The organism is Streptomyces sp. LS-MS-L19, from assembly GCF_058382285.1.
Genome location: NZ_JBYCLL010000001.1, coordinates 9,744,879 through 9,761,860, shown reverse-complemented (window position 1 = coordinate 9,761,860; position 16,982 = coordinate 9,744,879). Strand labels below are relative to the sequence as shown.

The 16,982-nt window shown below is 70.8% G+C and carries 13 protein-coding genes; 3 read left to right on the top strand and 10 right to left on the bottom strand.

Annotation, left to right across the window (positions count from 1 at the left end):
• Window positions 1-4: 4 nt before the first annotated feature.
• From trxA to AC2XR2_RS43565, 7 genes are all read right to left on the bottom strand, one after another.
• Window positions 5-451, bottom strand: a complete 447-nt coding sequence (trxA, locus tag AC2XR2_RS43595) for a thioredoxin (RefSeq protein WP_328484205.1) — start codon at window positions 449-451, stop codon at window positions 5-7.
• Window positions 448-3,087, bottom strand: a complete 2,640-nt coding sequence (clpB, locus tag AC2XR2_RS43590; protein ID WP_491518261.1) for an ATP-dependent chaperone ClpB — start codon at window positions 3,085-3,087, stop codon at window positions 448-450. The genes trxA and clpB overlap by 4 nt, the downstream gene beginning before the upstream one ends.
• Window positions 3,078-3,446 (bottom strand): chaperone modulator CbpM, encoded by a 369-nt coding sequence (locus tag AC2XR2_RS43585; RefSeq protein ID WP_491518260.1) that lies wholly within the window; start codon window positions 3,444-3,446, stop codon window positions 3,078-3,080. Before AC2XR2_RS43585 ends, clpB begins: the two co-directional genes overlap by 10 nt.
• Entirely contained in the window at window positions 3,446-4,384 is a 939-nt protein-coding gene (locus AC2XR2_RS43580) for a DnaJ C-terminal domain-containing protein (RefSeq protein ID WP_491518259.1), read from the bottom strand. Before AC2XR2_RS43580 ends, AC2XR2_RS43585 begins: the two co-directional genes overlap by 1 nt.
• Before the next feature lie 6 nt (window positions 4,385-4,390).
• Entirely contained in the window at window positions 4,391-4,978 is a 588-nt protein-coding gene (locus tag AC2XR2_RS43575) for a nucleotide exchange factor GrpE (RefSeq protein WP_491518258.1), read from the bottom strand.
• A gap of 6 nt (window positions 4,979-4,984) precedes the next feature.
• Window positions 4,985-6,901 carry a molecular chaperone DnaK gene (gene dnaK / locus AC2XR2_RS43570; RefSeq protein ID WP_491518257.1) on the bottom strand — a complete coding sequence of 639 codons (1,917 nt, stop codon included), beginning with the start codon at window positions 6,899-6,901 and terminating at the stop codon, window positions 4,985-4,987.
• 66 nt (window positions 6,902-6,967) lie between these two features.
• A complete protein-coding gene (locus tag AC2XR2_RS43565) occupies window positions 6,968-7,495 on the bottom strand; it encodes a YflT domain-containing protein (protein WP_491518256.1) in 528 nt (175 codons plus the stop codon).
• A gap of 248 nt (window positions 7,496-7,743) precedes the next feature.
• Here AC2XR2_RS43565 and AC2XR2_RS43560 point away from each other — a divergent pair, with 248 nt between their 5' ends.
• The 3 genes from AC2XR2_RS43560 to AC2XR2_RS43550 all read left to right on the top strand — a co-directional run bounded on the left by AC2XR2_RS43560 (window position 7,744) and on the right by AC2XR2_RS43550 (window position 12,122).
• Window positions 7,744-9,528, top strand: a complete 1,785-nt coding sequence (locus tag AC2XR2_RS43560; protein ID WP_491518255.1) for a PucR family transcriptional regulator — start codon at window positions 7,744-7,746, stop codon at window positions 9,526-9,528.
• 695 nt (window positions 9,529-10,223) lie between these two features.
• Window positions 10,224-10,733 (top strand): hypothetical protein, encoded by a 510-nt coding sequence (locus AC2XR2_RS43555; protein WP_491518254.1) that lies wholly within the window; start codon window positions 10,224-10,226, stop codon window positions 10,731-10,733.
• A 624-nt stretch (window positions 10,734-11,357) separates the two neighbouring features.
• Window positions 11,358-12,122, top strand: coding sequence for an N-acetylmuramoyl-L-alanine amidase (locus AC2XR2_RS43550; protein ID WP_491518253.1), 765 nt, complete (start codon window positions 11,358-11,360; stop codon window positions 12,120-12,122).
• Window positions 12,123-12,520: 398 nt separating this feature from the next.
• Here the strand turns inward: AC2XR2_RS43550 and AC2XR2_RS43545 are convergent, their stop codons facing one another.
• The 3 genes from AC2XR2_RS43545 to AC2XR2_RS43535 all read right to left on the bottom strand — a co-directional run bounded on the left by AC2XR2_RS43545 (window position 12,521) and on the right by AC2XR2_RS43535 (window position 16,732).
• Window positions 12,521-12,829, bottom strand: coding sequence for a hypothetical protein (locus AC2XR2_RS43545; protein WP_491518252.1), 309 nt, complete (start codon window positions 12,827-12,829; stop codon window positions 12,521-12,523).
• A gap of 286 nt (window positions 12,830-13,115) precedes the next feature.
• Window positions 13,116-14,357 (bottom strand): sensor histidine kinase, encoded by a 1,242-nt coding sequence (locus AC2XR2_RS43540; protein ID WP_491518251.1) that lies wholly within the window; start codon window positions 14,355-14,357, stop codon window positions 13,116-13,118.
• A 254-nt stretch (window positions 14,358-14,611) separates the two neighbouring features.
• Entirely contained in the window at window positions 14,612-16,732 is a 2,121-nt protein-coding gene (locus AC2XR2_RS43535) for an MMPL family transporter (protein WP_491518250.1), read from the bottom strand.
• Window positions 16,733-16,982 lie beyond the last annotated feature (250 nt).

Here is a 16,982-nt window from a genome sequence, read left to right as displayed (position 1 = left end):
CGGATCACTCCTTCCGGGCCGCGATCGACTGCTCGACCCACCGCCGAAGGGCAGGGGCAGGTGCGGCACCCGCCTGGCGGGCGATGGTCTGTCCCTTGTCGAGGACCAGCAGCGTCGGTACCGCCTGGACCTCGAACCGCTGCGCCAGCCGCGGGTTCTTGTCGATGTCGACCTTGACCAGCTTGATCGTTCCTGCAAGGTCGGTGGCGACCTGCTCCAGCGCGGGGCTCACCATGCGGCAGGGGCCGCACCAGGTGGCCCACAGGTCGACCACGACGGGCACAGTGGCCTGCTCGACGACCTCGGTGAAGTCGTCGTCGCCCGCGTCGGCCATCCACGGCAGCGGCTGCTTGCAGTTGCCGCACGTGGGGCGGCCCTCGGCGGCCACCGGCACCCGGTTGGTGCGCCCGCAGTGCGGGCAGACGACGTTGGTGGCTTGCAGGGTGCTCATGCCGCCCTCGCCTCCTTCACATCCTCGGGCTTGTCGTAGGTGACCACCAGTTCTCCGTGTTCGGCTTCGACGCGGACCGTCGCGCCGTCCTGGACGTCACCGCGCAGCAGGGCGCGCCCGACCATGGTCTCGACCTCGTGGGAGATGTAACGCCGCAGCGGCCGGGCCCCGTACACCGGGTCGTAGCCCTGGTGGGCGATCAGCTTCCGGGCCGCCTCGGTGAGTTCTACGGTGATGCGGCGCTCGGCGAGCCGCCGCCGCAGCTCGTCGAACTGCAGCTCCACGATCCGCTCGATCTGCCGCTCACCGAGCGGCTTGAACAGCACGATGTCGTCGACGCGGTTGAGGAACTCCGGGCGGAAGTGCCCGCGCAGCTCGCCCATCACCAGCGCGCGGGCGTCCGGCTTGATGTCGCCGTCGGCGGTGGCGCCGTCGAGGAGGTACTCGGAGCCGATGTTGGAGGTCATGATGATCACGGTGTTGCGGAAGTCGACCGTGCGGCCCTGAGCGTCGGTGATGCGGCCGTCGTCGAGCATCTGCAGCAGGGTGTTGAAGACATCGGTGTGCGCCTTCTCGATCTCGTCGAACAGGACGACCGAGTACGGCTTGCGGCGCACGGCCTCGGTGAGCTGGCCGCCTTCCTCGTAGCCGACGTATCCGGGCGGTGCGCCCATGAGGCGGCTGACGGTGTGCCGCTCCTGGTACTCGCTCATGTCGAGGCGGACCATGTTCTCCTCGGAGTCGAACAGGGCCCGGGCGAGGGTCTTGGCCAGCTCGGTCTTCCCGACGCCGGTGGGACCGAGGAAGATGAACGAGCCGATGGGGCGGCGTGGGTCGCGGATGCCGGAGCGGGCGCGGATGATGGCGTCGGTGACGAGCTGGACGGCCTCGTCCTGGCCGATGACGCGCTCGCGCAGGATCTCGTCGAGGCGCAGCAGTTTCTCGCGTTCGCCCTCCTGGAGGCGGGCGACGGGGATGCCGGTCCAGGCGGCGACGATGTCGGCGATCTCCTCCTCGGTGACGACCTCGCGCAGGAGCCGGTTCTGCCCTTGTTTGGTGGCCAGTTGCTCCTCCTCCGCGGCGAGCCGGCGCTCCAGGTCCTGGAGGCGGCCGTAGCGCAGTTCGGCGGCGCGGTTGAGGTCGTAGGTGCGTTCGGCCTCCTCCGCCTCGTGGCGGACCTGCTCCAGTTCCTGGCGCAGCTCCTGCACACGGCGGATCGCTTGACGTTCGGCCTCCCACTGGGCGTGTTTGGCGTCGGCCTCGCCGCGCAGGTCGGCCAGTTCCCTGCGCAGTTCCTCCAGGCGGGCCTTGCTGGCGGGGTCGGTCTCCTTGGACAGGGCCGCCTCCTCGATCTCCAGGCGGGTCACGCGGCGGGTGATCTCGTCGAGTTCGGCGGGCATGGTGTCGATCTCGGTGCGCAGCCGGGCGCAGGCCTCGTCGACGAGGTCGATGGCCTTGTCGGGCAGGAACCGGTCGGTGATGTAGCGGTGGGAGAGCGTCGCCGCCGCGACCAGCGACGTGTCCTGGATCTTGACGCCGTGGAAGACCTCCAGGCGTTCGCGCAGTCCGCGCAGGATGGAGATGGTGTCCTCCACGTCCGGCTCGTCGACCACGACCTGCTGGAACCGGCGTTCGAGGGCCGCGTCCTTCTCTATGTGCTTGCGGTACTCGTCGAGGGTGGTGGCGCCGATCATGTGCAGTTCGCCGCGCGCGAGCATCGGCTTGAGCATGTTGCCCGCGTCCATGGCCCCTTCGGCGGCGCCCGCGCCGACGACGGTGTGCAGTTCGTCGACGAAGAGCAGGATGCCCCCTTGGGCGGCCTTGACCTCGCTGAGCACGGCCTTGAGGCGTTCCTCGAACTCGCCGCGGTACTTGGCGCCGGCGACCAGGGAGCCCATGTCGAGGGCGAACACGATCTTGTCGCGCAGGCCCTCGGGCACGTCACCACGGACGATGCGCTGGGCAAGGCCCTCGACGATGGCGGTCTTGCCGACGCCGGGGTCGCCGATCAGGACGGGGTTGTTCTTGGTCTTGCGGCTGAGGATCTGCGTGACCCGGCGGATCTCGGCGTCCCGGCCGATGACGGGGTCGAGCCTCCCGGACCGGGCCTCGAGGACCAGGTCGCGGCCGTACTTCTCCAGGGCCTCGTAGGCCACCTCGGGGTTGGCCGAGGTCACCCGCTGGTTGCCGCGGACCTTGGTGAGCGCGCCGAGGAACGCATCCCGGGTCACGCCGCGCTCCTTCAGCAGCCGCCCGGCGGCGGTCGCCGAGCCCTCCTCCGCCAGGGCCAGCAGCAGGTGCTCCACGGACACGTACTCGTCCTTGAGGCGTTTGGCCTCCCGCTCGGCCGCGTCCAGCAGCCGGGCCAGGCGCTGGGTGACGTAGACCTGCCCGGGCGCCGCGCCCGGGCCGGTCACCTTGGGCCTGCGGGAGAGTTCCTCGCGTACGGCCGCGCGCAACTCCTCGGGCTCGGTGCCCGCCTGCTGCAGCAGCCGAGGGATCAGGCCCTCCTCCTGGTCCAGGAGGGCGAGCAGCAGATGCTCGCCGTCGACCTCGGTGTGGCCCAGACTGCCGGCGGCGCTCTGCGCCTCCTGCAGGGCTTCCTGTGACTTCTGGGTCAGGCGGTTCATGTCCATGGTGGAAGATCACTCCTCATGCCTGCACGCCGCAGCGTGGCTTCGAGCAGGCTGATGCGGTCGAGCAGGTCGAGCACCAGACCGAGGGATGCGTAGTTCAGGCACAGCCCGGTGCGCAATCGCTGGATGCGGGCCAGGGCGGCCGGGGCCGAGGGGGCGAACGCCAACCTCCCTGAGGCGTCAGACCCGGCGTCCACCAGTCCGAGGGCGACGAACCGGCGGATCAGATCGGGATGGAGGCCTGAGCGCCGGGCCACGGTCTCCAGGGAGAGCCCGGGCACGGGCACGATCGCGTACCGCGCGCCCACCTCGGTCGTGCGTGCGTGGGACGGGCGGGCCTTGGCCGGTCGGTCGCTCATCACGTCCTCCTGGGGTCGAACGGGGAGACAGCGGCAAGTTCCTCCAGCAGTTCGCGCTCCCGGTCACTCAGCCGGGGCGGCACCATGACCCGCAGCTCCGCGTACAGGTCTCCGTTCGCGCCGCGCGGGCCCGGCATGCCCTCGCCGCGCAGCCGCAGGCGCCGTCCGCTGGAGGATCCGGCGGGCACGGTCACCTTCGCCATGTCACCGCTCGGCGTGGGCACCGGCACGGTCGCGCCCAGCGCGGCTTCCCAGGGGGTGACCGGAAGCTGCACGTACACGTCCCGGCCCTCGAGGCGGAACCGGGGGTGCGGCTGGATCCGCACCCGCAGATACAGATCCCCCGCGGAACCGTCGCCGCCGCCGCGGCCGCCCTCGCCCGCCAGCCGGATGCGTTGGCCGTCGATGACGCCGGGCGGTACGTCCACCTCGTAGCGCCGCTGCCCGTCGGGCCCGGCGAGGGTGACGGCGCGGCGGCCTCCGCGGTAGGCCTCCTCGACGGTGAGCGGCAGTTCGGCCTCCTGGTCGGCTCCGGGGACACGCATCCGTCCGGCGCCCCCGAAGAACGAGCCGAACAGGTCGTCCACATCGACGCCCTCGCCACCGAAGCCGCTGGTGGCGTACCGGACCCGGGGGCCGCCCCCGGTGGACCACCGGAAGCCACCGCCGGCTCCCGCGCCCGCGCCGGCACCGACCCGTTCCTCCCAGTCCTCCGGGATCTTCCGGAAGTCCTCGCCGAAGCGGTCGTAGCGGGCTCGCTGCTCCGGGTCGGACAGGACGCTGAAGGCCTCGTTGATCTCCTTGAACCGCTCCTCCGCCTCGGGGTCCTTGTTGACGTCGGGGTGATACCGGCGGGCGAGGGTGCGGTAGGACCGCTGGATCTCGTCCCGGTCGGCGGTGCGCGGAACACCGAGCACCTCGTAGAAGTCGCGTGCCATGGCCGCTCACTCCCGCTTGGCGACGGTCACGGCGGCAGGCCGCAGCTGCCGCTCGGCGTCCCCGTAACCGGGTCGCAGGACCTGGACCACGGTGTTCGGATCGGCGTCGGGTTCCTGGACCACGCCGACCACCTCGTGCCGGGCCGGGTCGAACGGCACGCCGGTCTCCGCATGGCGCGGGTAGCCCAGCCGCTCCAGGACGTTCACGGCCTGGTCACGCACGGCCCGGACCCCTTCGACGATCGCGCCGGGGTCGGCGGCCGCGTGGCTCAGGGCGAGCTCCAGGTTGTCGATGACGGGCAGGAAGGCGGCAGCCGTACGGGCGCGTTCGGACGCGGCCTGTCCCGTCAGCTCCCTGGTATGGCGTTTGCGGAGGTTGTCGAGGTCGGCCAGGGCGCGGCGCCAGCCGTCCTCGGCCTCGCGCAGCGCGGCCGCGTACGCGTCGCCGGGGTCGGCGGCGGTGCCGGTTGCGGCGTCGGGCCCCGGTTCGGCCTGGTCGGTCGGCGGTCCGGGCTGCTCGAGGTCCCCGCGCGGCGGCTGTACGGCGCCCTCCGGTGCCGGGTCGGGCTCTGTGCTCCGGTGTGGGATGGGCATGGCGCCTCAGCTCTTGTCGAACTCGGCGTCGATCACGTCGTCGTCGCCCCCGGCGCCGCCCGGCGCGGCTCCGCCGGGACCGGATCCGTCCGGTGAGCCGGTGCCCGCCGGGCCGCCCGCGGCGGTTCCCGCCTGGTGGGACGCGAGCGCCGCGAAGACCTGCTGGAGCTCGGACGTCAGAGGCCGGGCCTGGTCGGCGCCGACCTCGTTCTTGACGGCCTCGCGGGCCTCGGACACCAGCATCTCGGCGCGGGCCTTCTCGTGTGCGGGCGCGGCGTCGCCGAGCTCGCCGAGGCGCTTCTCGACCTGGTAGGCGATGGCGTCCAGTTCGTTTCGGGCGTCGACCGCCTCGCGCAGGGCCTTGTCCTCGCCCTGGTTGCGCTCGGCCTCCTGCACCATCCGCTCGACCTCGGTGCGGTCGAGGTTGGAGCTCTCGCTGATGGTGATGCCCTGTTCCTTGCCGGTGTCCTTGTCCCGTGCGGTGACGTTGAGGATGCCGTTGGCGTCGATGTCGAAGATGACCTCGATCTGCGGCTCTCCGCGCGGCGCGGGGCGGATGTCGGTGAGCTGGAAGCGGCCCAGGACCCGGTTGTCGGCGGCCCTCTCCCGTTCGCCCTGGAGGACGACGACGTCGACGGCGGGCTGGTTGTCCTCGGCGGTGGAGAAGGTCTCGGAGCGGCGTACCGGGATGGTGGTGTTCCGCTCGATGATCTTCGTCATCACGCCGCCGCGTGTCTCCACGCCCAGCGACAGCGGAGTGACATCGAGCAGCAGGACGTCCTTGACCTCGCCCTTGAGGACCCCGGCCTGGATCGCGGCGCCCATCGCCACGACCTCGTCGGGGTTGACGCTCATGTTCGGGTCCTTGCCGCCGGTCAGGCGGCGCACCAGGGCCTGGACGGCGGGGATGCGGGTGGAGCCGCCGACGAGGATGACCTCGTCGATGTCCTTGTCACTGACCTTGGCGTCATCCATGGCCTGGCGCACCGGGCCCAGGCAGCGCTCCACCAGGTCGGCGGTGATCTGTTCGAACGTGGACCGCATGATCGTCGTGGTCAGATGCTTGGGCCCGGAGGCGTCGGCGGTGATGAACGGCAGGCTGACCTGTGTCTGGGTCACCGAGCTGAGCTCGGTCTTGGCCTTCTCGGCGGCCTCGAAGAGTCGTTGCAGGGCCTGCGGGTCCTTGCGCAGGTCGATGCCGTTCTCCTTCTGGAAGCCGTCGGCGAGCTGGTCGACCAGCCGGCGGTCGAAGTCGTCGCCGCCCAGATGGCTGTCGCCCGCGGTGGAGCGCACCTCCACCACACCGTCGCCGACGTCGAGGATGCTGACGTCGAAGGTGCCGCCGCCCAGGTCGAAGACGAGGACGGTCTCGTGCTCCTTCTTGTCCATGCCGTAGGCGAGGGCTGCCGCGGTCGGCTCGTTGATGATCCGCAGCACCTCCAGGCCGGCGATCCGTCCGGCGTCCTTGGTGGCGGTGCGCTGGGCGTCGTTGAAGTAGGCGGGCACCGTGATGACCGCCTCCGTGACCCGCTCTCCCAGCTGCTTGGAGGCGTCGTCGGCGAGCTTGCGCAGCACCTGCGCGCTGATCTCCTCGGGCGCGTAGAGCTTGTCGCGCACCTTGAAGCGGGCCGCCCCGCCGTCGCCCTCGACGACGTCGTACGCGACGGCCTTGGCCTCTTCGGAGATCTCGTCGAAGTGCCGGCCGATGAACCGCTTGGCCGAGTAGATGGTGCCCTTGGGGTTGAGGATCGCCTGCCGTCGGGCCAGCTGGCCCACCAGGCGCTCGCCGGTGTCGGTGAAGCCGACCACGGACGGCGTCGTCCGGTTGCCCTCGCTGTTGGGTACGACCGTCGGCTCGCCGCCCTCCCAGACGGCGATCACCGAGTTCGTGGTGCCCAGGTCGATGCCTACTGCCTTGGCCATGAGGAACTCCTTCCGTGACAGGCGCCCCCGTTCTCCCTCGGAGCCGCGCCCGTCTTCCGCATCCGCTCAGGTGGTGGCGGGACCGCTCCGCGGGCGGCTGCCCTTCCATGCCCCGCTGCTGGTGCCGGCACTGGTCCCGCTGGGCAGCTCGGCCAGCAGCCGCACCGCCTCGTCGGCGACCGCCTCGTCGGCGACGACGTCGTACCGGCTGGGCTGCATGAAGCTCACCGAGGCGAAGTCCCGGCGGCCACGCTGGGCCGCGTGCACCAGCAGGCCGAACAGTGCGCCGACGAGTGCTCCGAAAATCAGCCCGTACAAGGCGAGGAGCAGCCCCGAGACGACCGGGTCCACCCAGTTCAGCAGCCCGAAAATCCATCCGATCAGTGCGCCGGGCAGGGCGCCGCTCGCCGCGCCGTGCAGGGCGGCCCCGCCGAGTCCCATGCGGCCGGTCACCTGCTCGACCAGGCGCACGTCCTGCCCGACGATGGCCACCCTCTCGACGGGGAAACCCCTGTCGGACAAGTGATCGACGGCGCGTTCCGCCTCCTGGTAGGTCGTGTACGAGGCGATGGTCCTGCGGGCCTGCTCGTTCATCAGCCAGTCCTTCCTGCCACCGTCCCCGGTGCGCCGTCGATCGCTGACGCGCCCAGCGTGGCAACAGAGCAGCGGGGTCCGCCTGCACCCGGCAGGTCAGAATTCGGCGTCCTCGGTCGGTCCAGGAGAACAAGGCAGAATCCAGACAAGCCGGATGGTCCTGCCCGGGCTGGGTACTCAGAGCTCGCCCAGGCGTGGATCCCACGATTCGCATGATCGCCTCCGATGACCGGAGATGGGAGTGATCTATGGCCTGCCGTCCGTCACAGAAGCTGTCGCCTCACGTCCCCGACCAGGACGTGACCGGCCATGCGGGAGACACCGCGGGCACCCAACGGCACGACCCCCGTCCGCTCGCGGCGCTGGACCCCCACGGACTGCTGGTGCTGTCCCACGCCCTGTTCACCTGCGCGGAGCAGAGTGAGATCGTGCGGTTGGCCATGCGGCAGGTCAGTATTCTCGGCCCCTACCGCGCCGAGGCCGGATACCTCGCGACGGGCGACGGTTTGTCCCGCGTTGCAGACCGCGACGCGGGAGCGCCGACGGTCGACGACGTGCAGATGACGGAGCTCGGCGAGGCCGACGGCTCCGTATCCCTTCCGGAGCGATCCTGGAACTGGGCGTTCGGCCTCCGCGGGGCCGGCTGTCTGCTCGGCTACCTCGTGATCTCCTCCCCCTCCGGGCCCGATGAGCAGGGGCAGTTCCTCCTCGCGAGCCTTGTGGGACTCACATCGGCGGCCCTGTCACTGGCGGCCACGCGCGCCTCGCAGCACGAGGGCACCGGCGAACTGGTCCGACTCCGCACCGAACGGGACGTCGCACTGCAGCGCTTGGACACCGTGCGCTCCAAGCTGCACTTGCAGAGGAGCGTGCACGAGACCCTCGCCCGTGTCGCTGCCCGGGGCGGCGGCGAGGACGCCATCACCGAAGCGCTGTACGAACTCACCGGGCTGTCGGCACTCATCGAGGACCGGTTCGGCAACCTGAGGTCCTGGGCCGGTCCCGACCGGCCCGACCCCTATCCGGTGCGGTCCTCGACCCATCAGGAAGAGATGCTGCAACAGGTCATGCGTGAGGCGGGCCCGGTCAGGTTCAAGGACCGGCTGATCGCCCTGGTCCGGCCGCGCGGCGACCTCCTCGGCGTACTCGCCCTCGATGACCCCGGGGCGATGGCCGACGAGCAGACCATGTTCGCCCTGGATCAAGCCCAACGCTCGCTCGCCCAGGAGCTCATGCACCTGCGCGAACTCACCGAGGTCGAACTGCGGCTGCGCCGCCAGCTGATCGACGACCTGCTGGAGGGCACTGACGAGGCGAGCGCCTACGCCCGGGCCGAAGCCGTCGGCCACGACCTGCAACGTACCCACTACGTGGTCGTGGTGCACTGGCCGGGCAACGGCGCCGACGACTCCTTCACCCGCGCCCTCGAGCAGGCGACCACCCGCGCCGTCGAACAAGCGACGGCCACCACGGCGACCCGGCCGCTGATCACCCGTCGCGGCGACCGGATGGTCGTACTGACCGAAGAGAGGCCCGACGACGATGCCGTGCACGCGGCACTGGCCCATGAGCTGGGGACGGCCGACGGAGCGATCGGGGTCAGCACCCGCTGTGACTCCCCGGGCGGTGTTCCGCGCTGCTATCAGGAGGCGCTGCGGGCCCTGAAGGTGCGGCAGAACTCCCGCCAGCGCAGCGGGACGACCTTCTTCGACGACCTCGGGCTGTACCGGATCCTGGGCCCCGGAAACGATCTCCGGGAGCTCGAGGACTTCGTGCGGGAGTGGCTCGGCCCCCTGATCGACTACGACGCCGGCCACGACACGGAGCTGGTGGAGACGCTCTCGCGCTACTTCGACTGCGGAGGCAACTACGACGAAGCGGCCGCCGCCCTGACGGTCCACCGCAGCACCCTGCGCTACCGGCTGCAGCGCATCCGTGAGATCGGCGACCGCGACCTGGCGGATGTGGACACCCGGCTCAATCTGCAGGTGGCAACGCGCGTCTGGAAGATCATCCTGAGCGGCCGCCGCTGACGTCGGGCACCCGGTGGGCCGGCGCGGCGCGTCAGCCCGGCACTCGGGAGTGGACGTCTGCTGGCACTGTGCCGACTGCTCAGCTCGGCCACGAATCAGTCTCCGCCCGGTGAACCGTGATGCGGTGCACGTCCGAGAGCTTCGGTGAAGGAAGCCGCGGATCACTCGATTGGCCACACAGGAAAGGGTGCCGCCCGGGCAGCGCCGGCGCTGCGGGCGCGCAGCCGGTGTGGGAGCCGCACGATCGCGGGGCGGCCGTTCCCGACCAGCTCCCCGTCGAACGCGGTCGCGTCGGGGCAGATGCCCGGCCACGGAGGCGACCTCCAGAACGCGGCGGGCCGCGCCCCGAGACAGCCGACAGCCCCGCGTCGCTGCACATCACTTGAGCAGGCTCATCAAAGCGAATCCGGGGCGGTCGCCTTCACAACGGTGCGGGGCAGGTCGAGCGGGAGGACGCGCCCCCGCAGGGGGCACGGGCCGGGAGGGGATGTGTCGTGCCGTGAGGGTCGGCGCCGCCCTTCACCGGCCGGAACGATCGAGGGCAAAGATCTGGGCAACGGGGGCTCACGCCTGACCCGGTCGAAGAAAGATCAACTTGTAATTGGTCAATCATCATCACGTCACGCGAGCGCTCATCGGGCCAGACATCTTCTCTTTCAGTCATCGTTTCCTCCCCCACAGGAAAGAGCGGGATTATGGCAACAGCGACTTCCAGGCGCTCCCTCACGACAAAGACCGCGGCCCTCGTCAGCACGGTCGTGGGTAGCGTGGCGCTCGTGCTCGGCATCACCGCCGGAACGGCCCTGGCGGACCCGCAGGTGCAGTGGAGCGGCGACTTCAGCTGGCGTGCGACGCAGGTGAAGCGGCTGGCGAACTGCGCTTCCACCCATTTCTACAACGGCACTCAGCAGGCCGCGGGTTCGACGGGCGACGCCTCGACCGGGGCCAAGCTGACCGCCTGCGATGGCGCGGGATCCGACCCCAAGTGGGACGGCTTCCATCTCCTCGCCGCCTCCGTCCAGACCGTCAACGGCAGAAAGGTCGGCTACCGCTCGGACCAGTCGTGCCCGCCCAAGCGCGGCTCCCAGTACATCAAGTGCTGGTACGTCGGCGGCAAGACCAAGGGCAACCCGGTCATCACCGTGTCCGTCATCGACACCGGCTATGGCGGCGAGGACGTTGCCGTGGACTGGTACTACCTGTAGGCCCGGGCTCCGTCCGCACAAACGGTGGTCCCGGCGCCGCGAGCTCCGGGGCCACGGCAGGCATCGTGAAATTCCTGGCGCGGGAGGGGCCCCGCTGACGTGGCCGTCCGGCCTGGCAGCCGTGACCTGTGTCCTTTCGGGCTGTTCGAATACCGTGGACCGGTCGTCGTCTCACCGCGCAGTCTTTCTTCCGTCACAGGAACCTCTCGCATCGGGAGAGACGACATGCGCACCCACCGTTCAGCCCTCCTGCTCGGCACCCTCGCACTCGCCGCCGGAGGAGTCCTCGCGGGCGCGCCCTCCGCTCGGCGCCACCGCCGCCGAGGACAACTGCAACTACATCGCCGACAGCGCCAGGCCCACGGTCCACCCCGGTGACAAGGGCAACAACGTCCGCCAGGTGCAGTCCCTCATCGACTTCTACAGCAACTACCCCATGTGGATCGACGTGGACGGGGACTACGGCCAGAAGACCCAGCACCTGGTCCCGTCTCTACAGCCCCAAGGTCGCCTGCGCGTTGTAGGCCCGCGGTCGGCGCTCCTTCGTTCCAACGGCTGTCCGCTTCCGTGTGAGGAAGCGGACAGCTTCGACCGGCCCGGACCACGCACAGGAGGACCCCCGCGATGACGGACCCGAACCCCGCAGGCTCCCGACGCCTCTCCCGCCCGGTGCCCCTGGTGCCGCGCCGCGTGTTCCTGGGGGCCCTCGGAGCCGCCGGAGCGCTGAGCGTCGTACCCCGGCCGCCCGCGGCTGCGGCTGCCGCCGCCTCCGCCGCGTACACCGTGCGCTCGCGCGCCGCGTGGGGCGCGGACGAGACCCTGCGGTACACCGCCGGCGGTACGGAGATCTGGCCGCCGGAGTACTACCCGGTCCAGACGCTCACCGTGCACCACACCGACGACGGCAGCACCGATCCCGATCCGGCCGACGTGGTGCGGGCGATCTACCGCAATGACACCGTGGGCAAGGGCTACGGCGACATCGGGTTCAACTTCCTGATCGGCAGGAACGGCCTGGTGTACGAGGGGCGTTGGTCCGGTACCGACGGCACGGCAGCCCACGATGCGACAGGGCGGATGGTCACCGGCGCGCACGTCCAGGGATACAACAGCGGGAACCTCGGGATCGCCCTGCTGGGCACGTTCACGACCACTCCCCCGACGACCGCCGCGCGTACCGCACTCGTCCAGCTCCTGGCAGACCTCGTGGGGCGTCACGCGCTCGTCCCGGCGGGCAAGGTGCTCTACCGCAATCCGGTGAACGGCGTCACCCGCGCGGCGCCCGTCATTGGCGGTCACCTCGACTGGGCGGCCACCGACTGCCCGGGCACGGTCTGGTCCCAACTGCCCGCCATACGGGCGGAGGTGGCCGCCCTGATACCGGGATGACGGCTCGGCCGTACGCATGACGCCTCTCCGCCACCGGACGTAGCGGAGGACTTCACTTCAGTCCCAGGCCGGGCGCTGGGCCCATGCCGCCTGGTACCGCGACGCCCGCGCCGCCATCGCGAACCGGAAGCTGGGATCCGACGTACGGACCCTCCTGATCCCGCTGTTCTCCCGCGCGTCCTACTTCCCCGACTTCCTCACGCCGGCCGAGGCCTGACGTCCGGTTTGAGGCCCGACTCGGGCTTCATCAGGACGCTGCGAAGGACTCGCGCGCCGTCGGTGTCCGGTGGCCCCCGGATGGCGTGCCGTGAATGCCTCGCGGCCTGCCTTGAGGGTGCTCAGGAAGACCGGGTCGTCGCTCTTCATGCCGTCGGCTCTGTGTGGTCGGACGACGGAGCTCAGTACGGATGGCGATCATGCTGGGACAGGTAGAGGGGACTGATCTGAAGCCAATAGCCCCGCACGAGGTCTTCGGCCTCCCGTACCGTCCGCTGAGCGCCCGGCGCATCCGTCGGCGGGCGCTGCCCGGCTTCGGTGGTGGCGGAGCCCATGCGCCAGGCATCCCTCAGCGTCGCCCGTCGGGATGCACGGCGGTACGCGGCGGCAGTACATGGGCTGCTGTTCCGGCCCGCCAGCCACCATCGCACGAGCAGAATCGCTGCCACCGCCGACGACGCGCCGACGGCGTACACCTCATGACCGGCCACTGGTTCCTCCTGCCGCACGCATGGACCGTGCCGGATTCCTGTGCCCCCGAATCGCCTTCTCAACGTCACCGCTGGGTCAAGAAAACCTCACAGCCTCACGCGAGCCGCGGGGAGTCGACGCGTAACGCTGTGCGCGTGTCCCCGTACCCGCCGCCCATCGCGGATGGGGCAGCCTTTGGGCCCCCTGCGTGAGCGAAACGCGTGGCCTTCTGCGCACCGAACAGGGCGATGCCCGTGCGGCGACGGAGAGTTGGGTTCTGGTCGTCGGCCGGCAGTACGCGGATGGTCATCGAACCCCGTCCTCGAGGGACAGCGGCAGCGTGGCGGTCACCTCGAAGCCCTCTGCGGGTGCCGGACCGGCGTTCAGGGTGCCGCCCACGCTCCGGGCCCGCTCCCGCATTCCGATGAGTCCGAATCCCGGCGGGCCGTCGGACGGGCCCACCCCGCCGCCCGTACCGTCGTCCTTGACACTCACCCGCAGTGCGCCGTCCGCGGTCCACAGGCCCACCCGGACGGTGAGGTCCTCGCGGCCACCGTGACGTACGGCGTTGGTGAGCGCCTCCTGCACGATCCGGTACGCGGCGGCGCCCACGGAGGGCGGGATGTCCTCCGCGCGGACGGACAGTTCGACCTTGGCCCCGGCCACCCGGCCGGTCTCCGCGAGACCGGCCAGTCCGTCGATCCCGGGCAGCGGCCCGCGCATGTCCTCGGGCCCGGGGACAGAACCGGACCCCGATCCGGGGTCCGAGTCCGCTCCCGCGGCCGTGTCGTGCGCCCGCAGCACCTCCAGCGTCGTACGGAGTTCCCCCCGGGCGGTCCGGCAGGTCCCCGCGATGTCCTCCAGGGCCTGGGCGACCGCCTCGCGGTCGAGGCGCTCGGGGTCGGCGGCCAGGACGTGGGCCGCCACGGACGTCTGCACGCCGATGAGTGTGATGCTGTGCGCGAGCAGGTCGTGCAGGTCACGGGCGATCCGCAGCCGCTCCTCGGCGACGCGGCGCCTGGCCTCCTCCTCCCGGGTGCGTTCGGCCCGTTCGGCCCGCTCGACGATGGAGGCGACGTACAAACGGTAGTAGCGGACGGCGATCCCGATGAACAGCACCGCGATGATCCAGCCGGAGATCTCCAGGGACTCCCCAGCCCCCTCCTGGTTGGTGAGGCCGTTGCTGATCACTGTCGGGCCGAGGACGGCGACACCGGTGAGCAGCGTGCGGCGTACGGTGCCGGTCGCCGCGACGGTGTAGAGCGCCAGGACGATGGCGGGGGCGGGCAGGGCGGGGTTGTAGTCGAAGGCGTAGTACGGGGCCATGCACGCCACGACCCCGAGCAGGGCCACCAACGGACTGCGCCGCCGCCATACGAGGGGCACGTGCCCGGCGAGCAGCAGCATCCAGCTGAGATGGTCGGGCCGGGTCCCTTCGCCGCCCGTCAGGGTGATGGCTACGGCGAACACGGCCACGCCCAGCGCGAGGACCGCGTCGTTGCGGGTGCGGTGCGGTGCGGTCAGCGGTTCGCGGTTGACGGCGGACATGATGCGCTCGGCACGACGGGACCGTCCGCCGCCATCGTCCGCCGTATGCGACATGTCCGCCGCCGACCGGTCGCGTACCCCTGTGGTCGTTCCCCGTTCTTCCACGGCTCCATCTTCCGGTACTCGTGCGGGAACCCGGGCGCCCCTCCGGAAGGAGAGGCGCCCGGGCGGGCCCGCCGGATCAAGGTGCACGATCAGCGAGCTCGATCAGCGTGCTCGATCAGAGCGTTCGATCGAGGCCATCGGCCGGGTGTTCAGGGTGCGTTGACGGTTTCCGGCTGCCGGGGCGGCTCGGCCGGTCCGCTCGCCCCGGCCGGTTCGGCCGGCGCCGGCTGCCGTGAGAGCACGCCCGGCCACCACACCTTCCGGCCCAGGGCGACGCTGGCGCTGGTCACCAGGTACGTCCGGACGAGGAAGGTGTCGAGCAGGACGCCGACGGCGATCACGAAGCCGAGCTGGACCAGTTGCACCAGGCCCATGTTCGTCAGTACGGCGAAGGTCGCGGCGAGGACGAGTCCGGCGGAGGCGATGACGCCGCCGGTGGTGCGCAGTGCGGTGAGTGCCGCCGTGGCCGGTTCCGCTCCCGCCAGGGACTCCTCCCTCATCCGGTGCATGAGGAAGATGCCGTAGTCGACGCCGAGGGCGACCAGGAACACGAAGGACAGCAGTCCGAGCCCCGGATCGGTGCCCTTGAGGCCGAGGAGCGGTTCGAAGACCAGTCCGCCGATCCCGAGGGAGGCGCCCCACACCGCGACGACCGCGACCACAAGGAGCAGCGGGGCCACCAGACTCCGCAGCAGCATGATCAGGATGAGCATCACGGAGACGAGGACGAGCGGTACGACGATCTTCGTGTCCCGGGCGTTGGTGACCTCCAGGTCGATCTGCTGGGCGCTGTCCCCGCCGACGTAGGAGCCCTTCAGTTCCTTCCGCAGGGACTTGATGGTGGCGGTCTCCCCCGCCGACTGGGGTGCGCTCTTGGCGAAGACGGAGATCTCGGTCCAGCCGTCTCCCGTACGACCCTTCTCCGCGCTGCCGACGCCCGGTGTGCCGCGGACGGTCGCGAGGGTCTCGTCGGCGCGGTCCTGCGGGGTGATCACGTCGATGGGCTGGCTGCCCTGCCCGGGATAGGCCTTGGCAGCGGTCTCCATCGCGACGACGGACTCCGGCTTCTTGACGAAGGAGTCCTCCTGCTTGAGCGCTCCCGGCAGGTTGAGTGAGCCGAGGGCGAGGGCGCCGAGCAGCACGGCACCGCTCGCGAGGACGGTCAGCGGCCTGCGTCCGGCAGAGCTGCCCATCGCCGAGAACAGGCTCCGCCGCTGCTTGGGCGTGCTCCCGAAGGCGGGCACGAGCGGCCAGAACACCCGCCGTCCGACCAGGACGAGGAGGGCGGGCAGCAGTGTCATCATCGCGATCAGCGCGCACAGCACACCGACGGTGCCGAGCGGGCCCATGCCCCGGCTGCTGTTGAGGTCGGCGGCGAGCAGGCACAGCAGGCCGGCGGCGACGGTGCCGGAGGAGGCGAGCACGGCGGGCCCGCAGCCGCGCAGGGCGGCGAGCATGGCCTCGTACGGCCGCTCGATGCGCCGCAGCTCCTCCCGGTAGCGCGAGACGAGCAACAGCGCGTAGTCCGTGCCCGCCCCGAACACGAGGATCGTCATCACGCCCGAGCTCTGCCCCGAGACGGTCGTGCCGAAGGCCTGGTTGAGGCCGTAGGCGACGCCCATCGACATGTAGTCGGCGATCCCGGCGACGACGAGGGGCACGAGCCACAGCACGGGGCTGCGGTAGATCAGGATCAGCAGTATGGCGACGACGGCGACGGTGGTGTAGAGCAGCGGTCCGCCGAGCGAGTCGTAGACCGCGCCGGAGTCGGTGCCCAGCGCGCTGGTGCCGCCCACATCGACGCTCAACCCGCCTTCGTCCTGGGCGACTTCACGGACGTCGGTGACGAGTTGGTCCTGCTTCTCCTCGTCCGCCCCGGGCTCGTTGCTGGCGACCGGGTACATCAGGGTCGTGCCGTCCTTGGACGGAATCCCCTTGGGCTCACCGCCGATCAGCTCGTGCTGCCGGGTGATCTCCGCGACCTGCCTGGCCGCGGTCTCCCGGTCGGCGGCGCTGAGCCCGCCGTCCCGGTGGTAGACGAGCACCATCTCGGTGGTCTCGCCCCCGGGCAACTTCTCCTCGATCTTCGCCACCTGCGTCGAGTCCGCGCTCGCCGGCAGGTAGTCGGTGACCTTGTCGTGCTGCACGCTGCCGAGCTTCGCGGCGAACGGCCCGACGAGCGCGATCACGGCAATCCACAGCCCGAGCACCGCCCATGGAACGGCTCGCCTGCGTCCCGTCCTCGACGTGGTTGTCTCTCCGGCCCTCATCGACCGATCTCCCTCCGGGTGACGTCTGCTTCGGTCTCCAGACTTCCGGTGAGAACCACGGCTTTCGTCGGGCGGGAGGGCGAGGTGGCGCGTACTGCTGGGGGCGGCGGCGTCCGCGGATTACTCCCCGGGGAGTAATCCGCGGACGCCGCCCCGGAAGGGGCGCGGGGTGCCGCGACCAGCCCTCACCGACGCGGACTACCCGGGGGCCGCCGCGGGTGGGCGGGCCCCCGGACGGGTGGGTGGGCCC

Excerpts from the sequence above, each read along its gene's own strand:
- trxA (WP_328484205.1), bottom strand. The coding sequence starts at position 451 with ATGAGCACCCTGCAAGCCACCAACGTCGTCTGCCCGCACTGCGGGCGC.
- clpB (WP_491518261.1), bottom strand. The coding sequence starts at position 3,087 with ATGGACATGAACCGCCTGACCCAGAAGTCACAGGAAGCCCTGCAGGAG.
- AC2XR2_RS43585 (WP_491518260.1), bottom strand. The coding sequence starts at position 3,446 with ATGAGCGACCGACCGGCCAAGGCCCGCCCGTCCCACGCACGCACGACC.
- AC2XR2_RS43580 (WP_491518259.1), bottom strand. The coding sequence starts at position 4,384 with ATGGCACGCGACTTCTACGAGGTGCTCGGTGTTCCGCGCACCGCCGAC.
- AC2XR2_RS43575 (WP_491518258.1), bottom strand. The coding sequence starts at position 4,978 with ATGCCCATCCCACACCGGAGCACAGAGCCCGACCCGGCACCGGAGGGC.
- dnaK (WP_491518257.1), bottom strand. The coding sequence starts at position 6,901 with ATGGCCAAGGCAGTAGGCATCGACCTGGGCACCACGAACTCGGTGATC.
- AC2XR2_RS43565 (WP_491518256.1), bottom strand. The coding sequence starts at position 7,495 with ATGAACGAGCAGGCCCGCAGGACCATCGCCTCGTACACGACCTACCAG.
- AC2XR2_RS43560 (WP_491518255.1), top strand. The coding sequence starts at position 7,744 with ATGGCCTGCCGTCCGTCACAGAAGCTGTCGCCTCACGTCCCCGACCAG.
- AC2XR2_RS43555 (WP_491518254.1), top strand. The coding sequence starts at position 10,224 with ATGGCAACAGCGACTTCCAGGCGCTCCCTCACGACAAAGACCGCGGCC.
- AC2XR2_RS43550 (WP_491518253.1), top strand. The coding sequence starts at position 11,358 with ATGACGGACCCGAACCCCGCAGGCTCCCGACGCCTCTCCCGCCCGGTG.
- AC2XR2_RS43540 (WP_491518251.1), bottom strand. The coding sequence starts at position 14,357 with ATGTCCGCCGTCAACCGCGAACCGCTGACCGCACCGCACCGCACCCGC.
- AC2XR2_RS43535 (WP_491518250.1), bottom strand. The coding sequence starts at position 16,732 with ATGAGGGCCGGAGAGACAACCACGTCGAGGACGGGACGCAGGCGAGCC.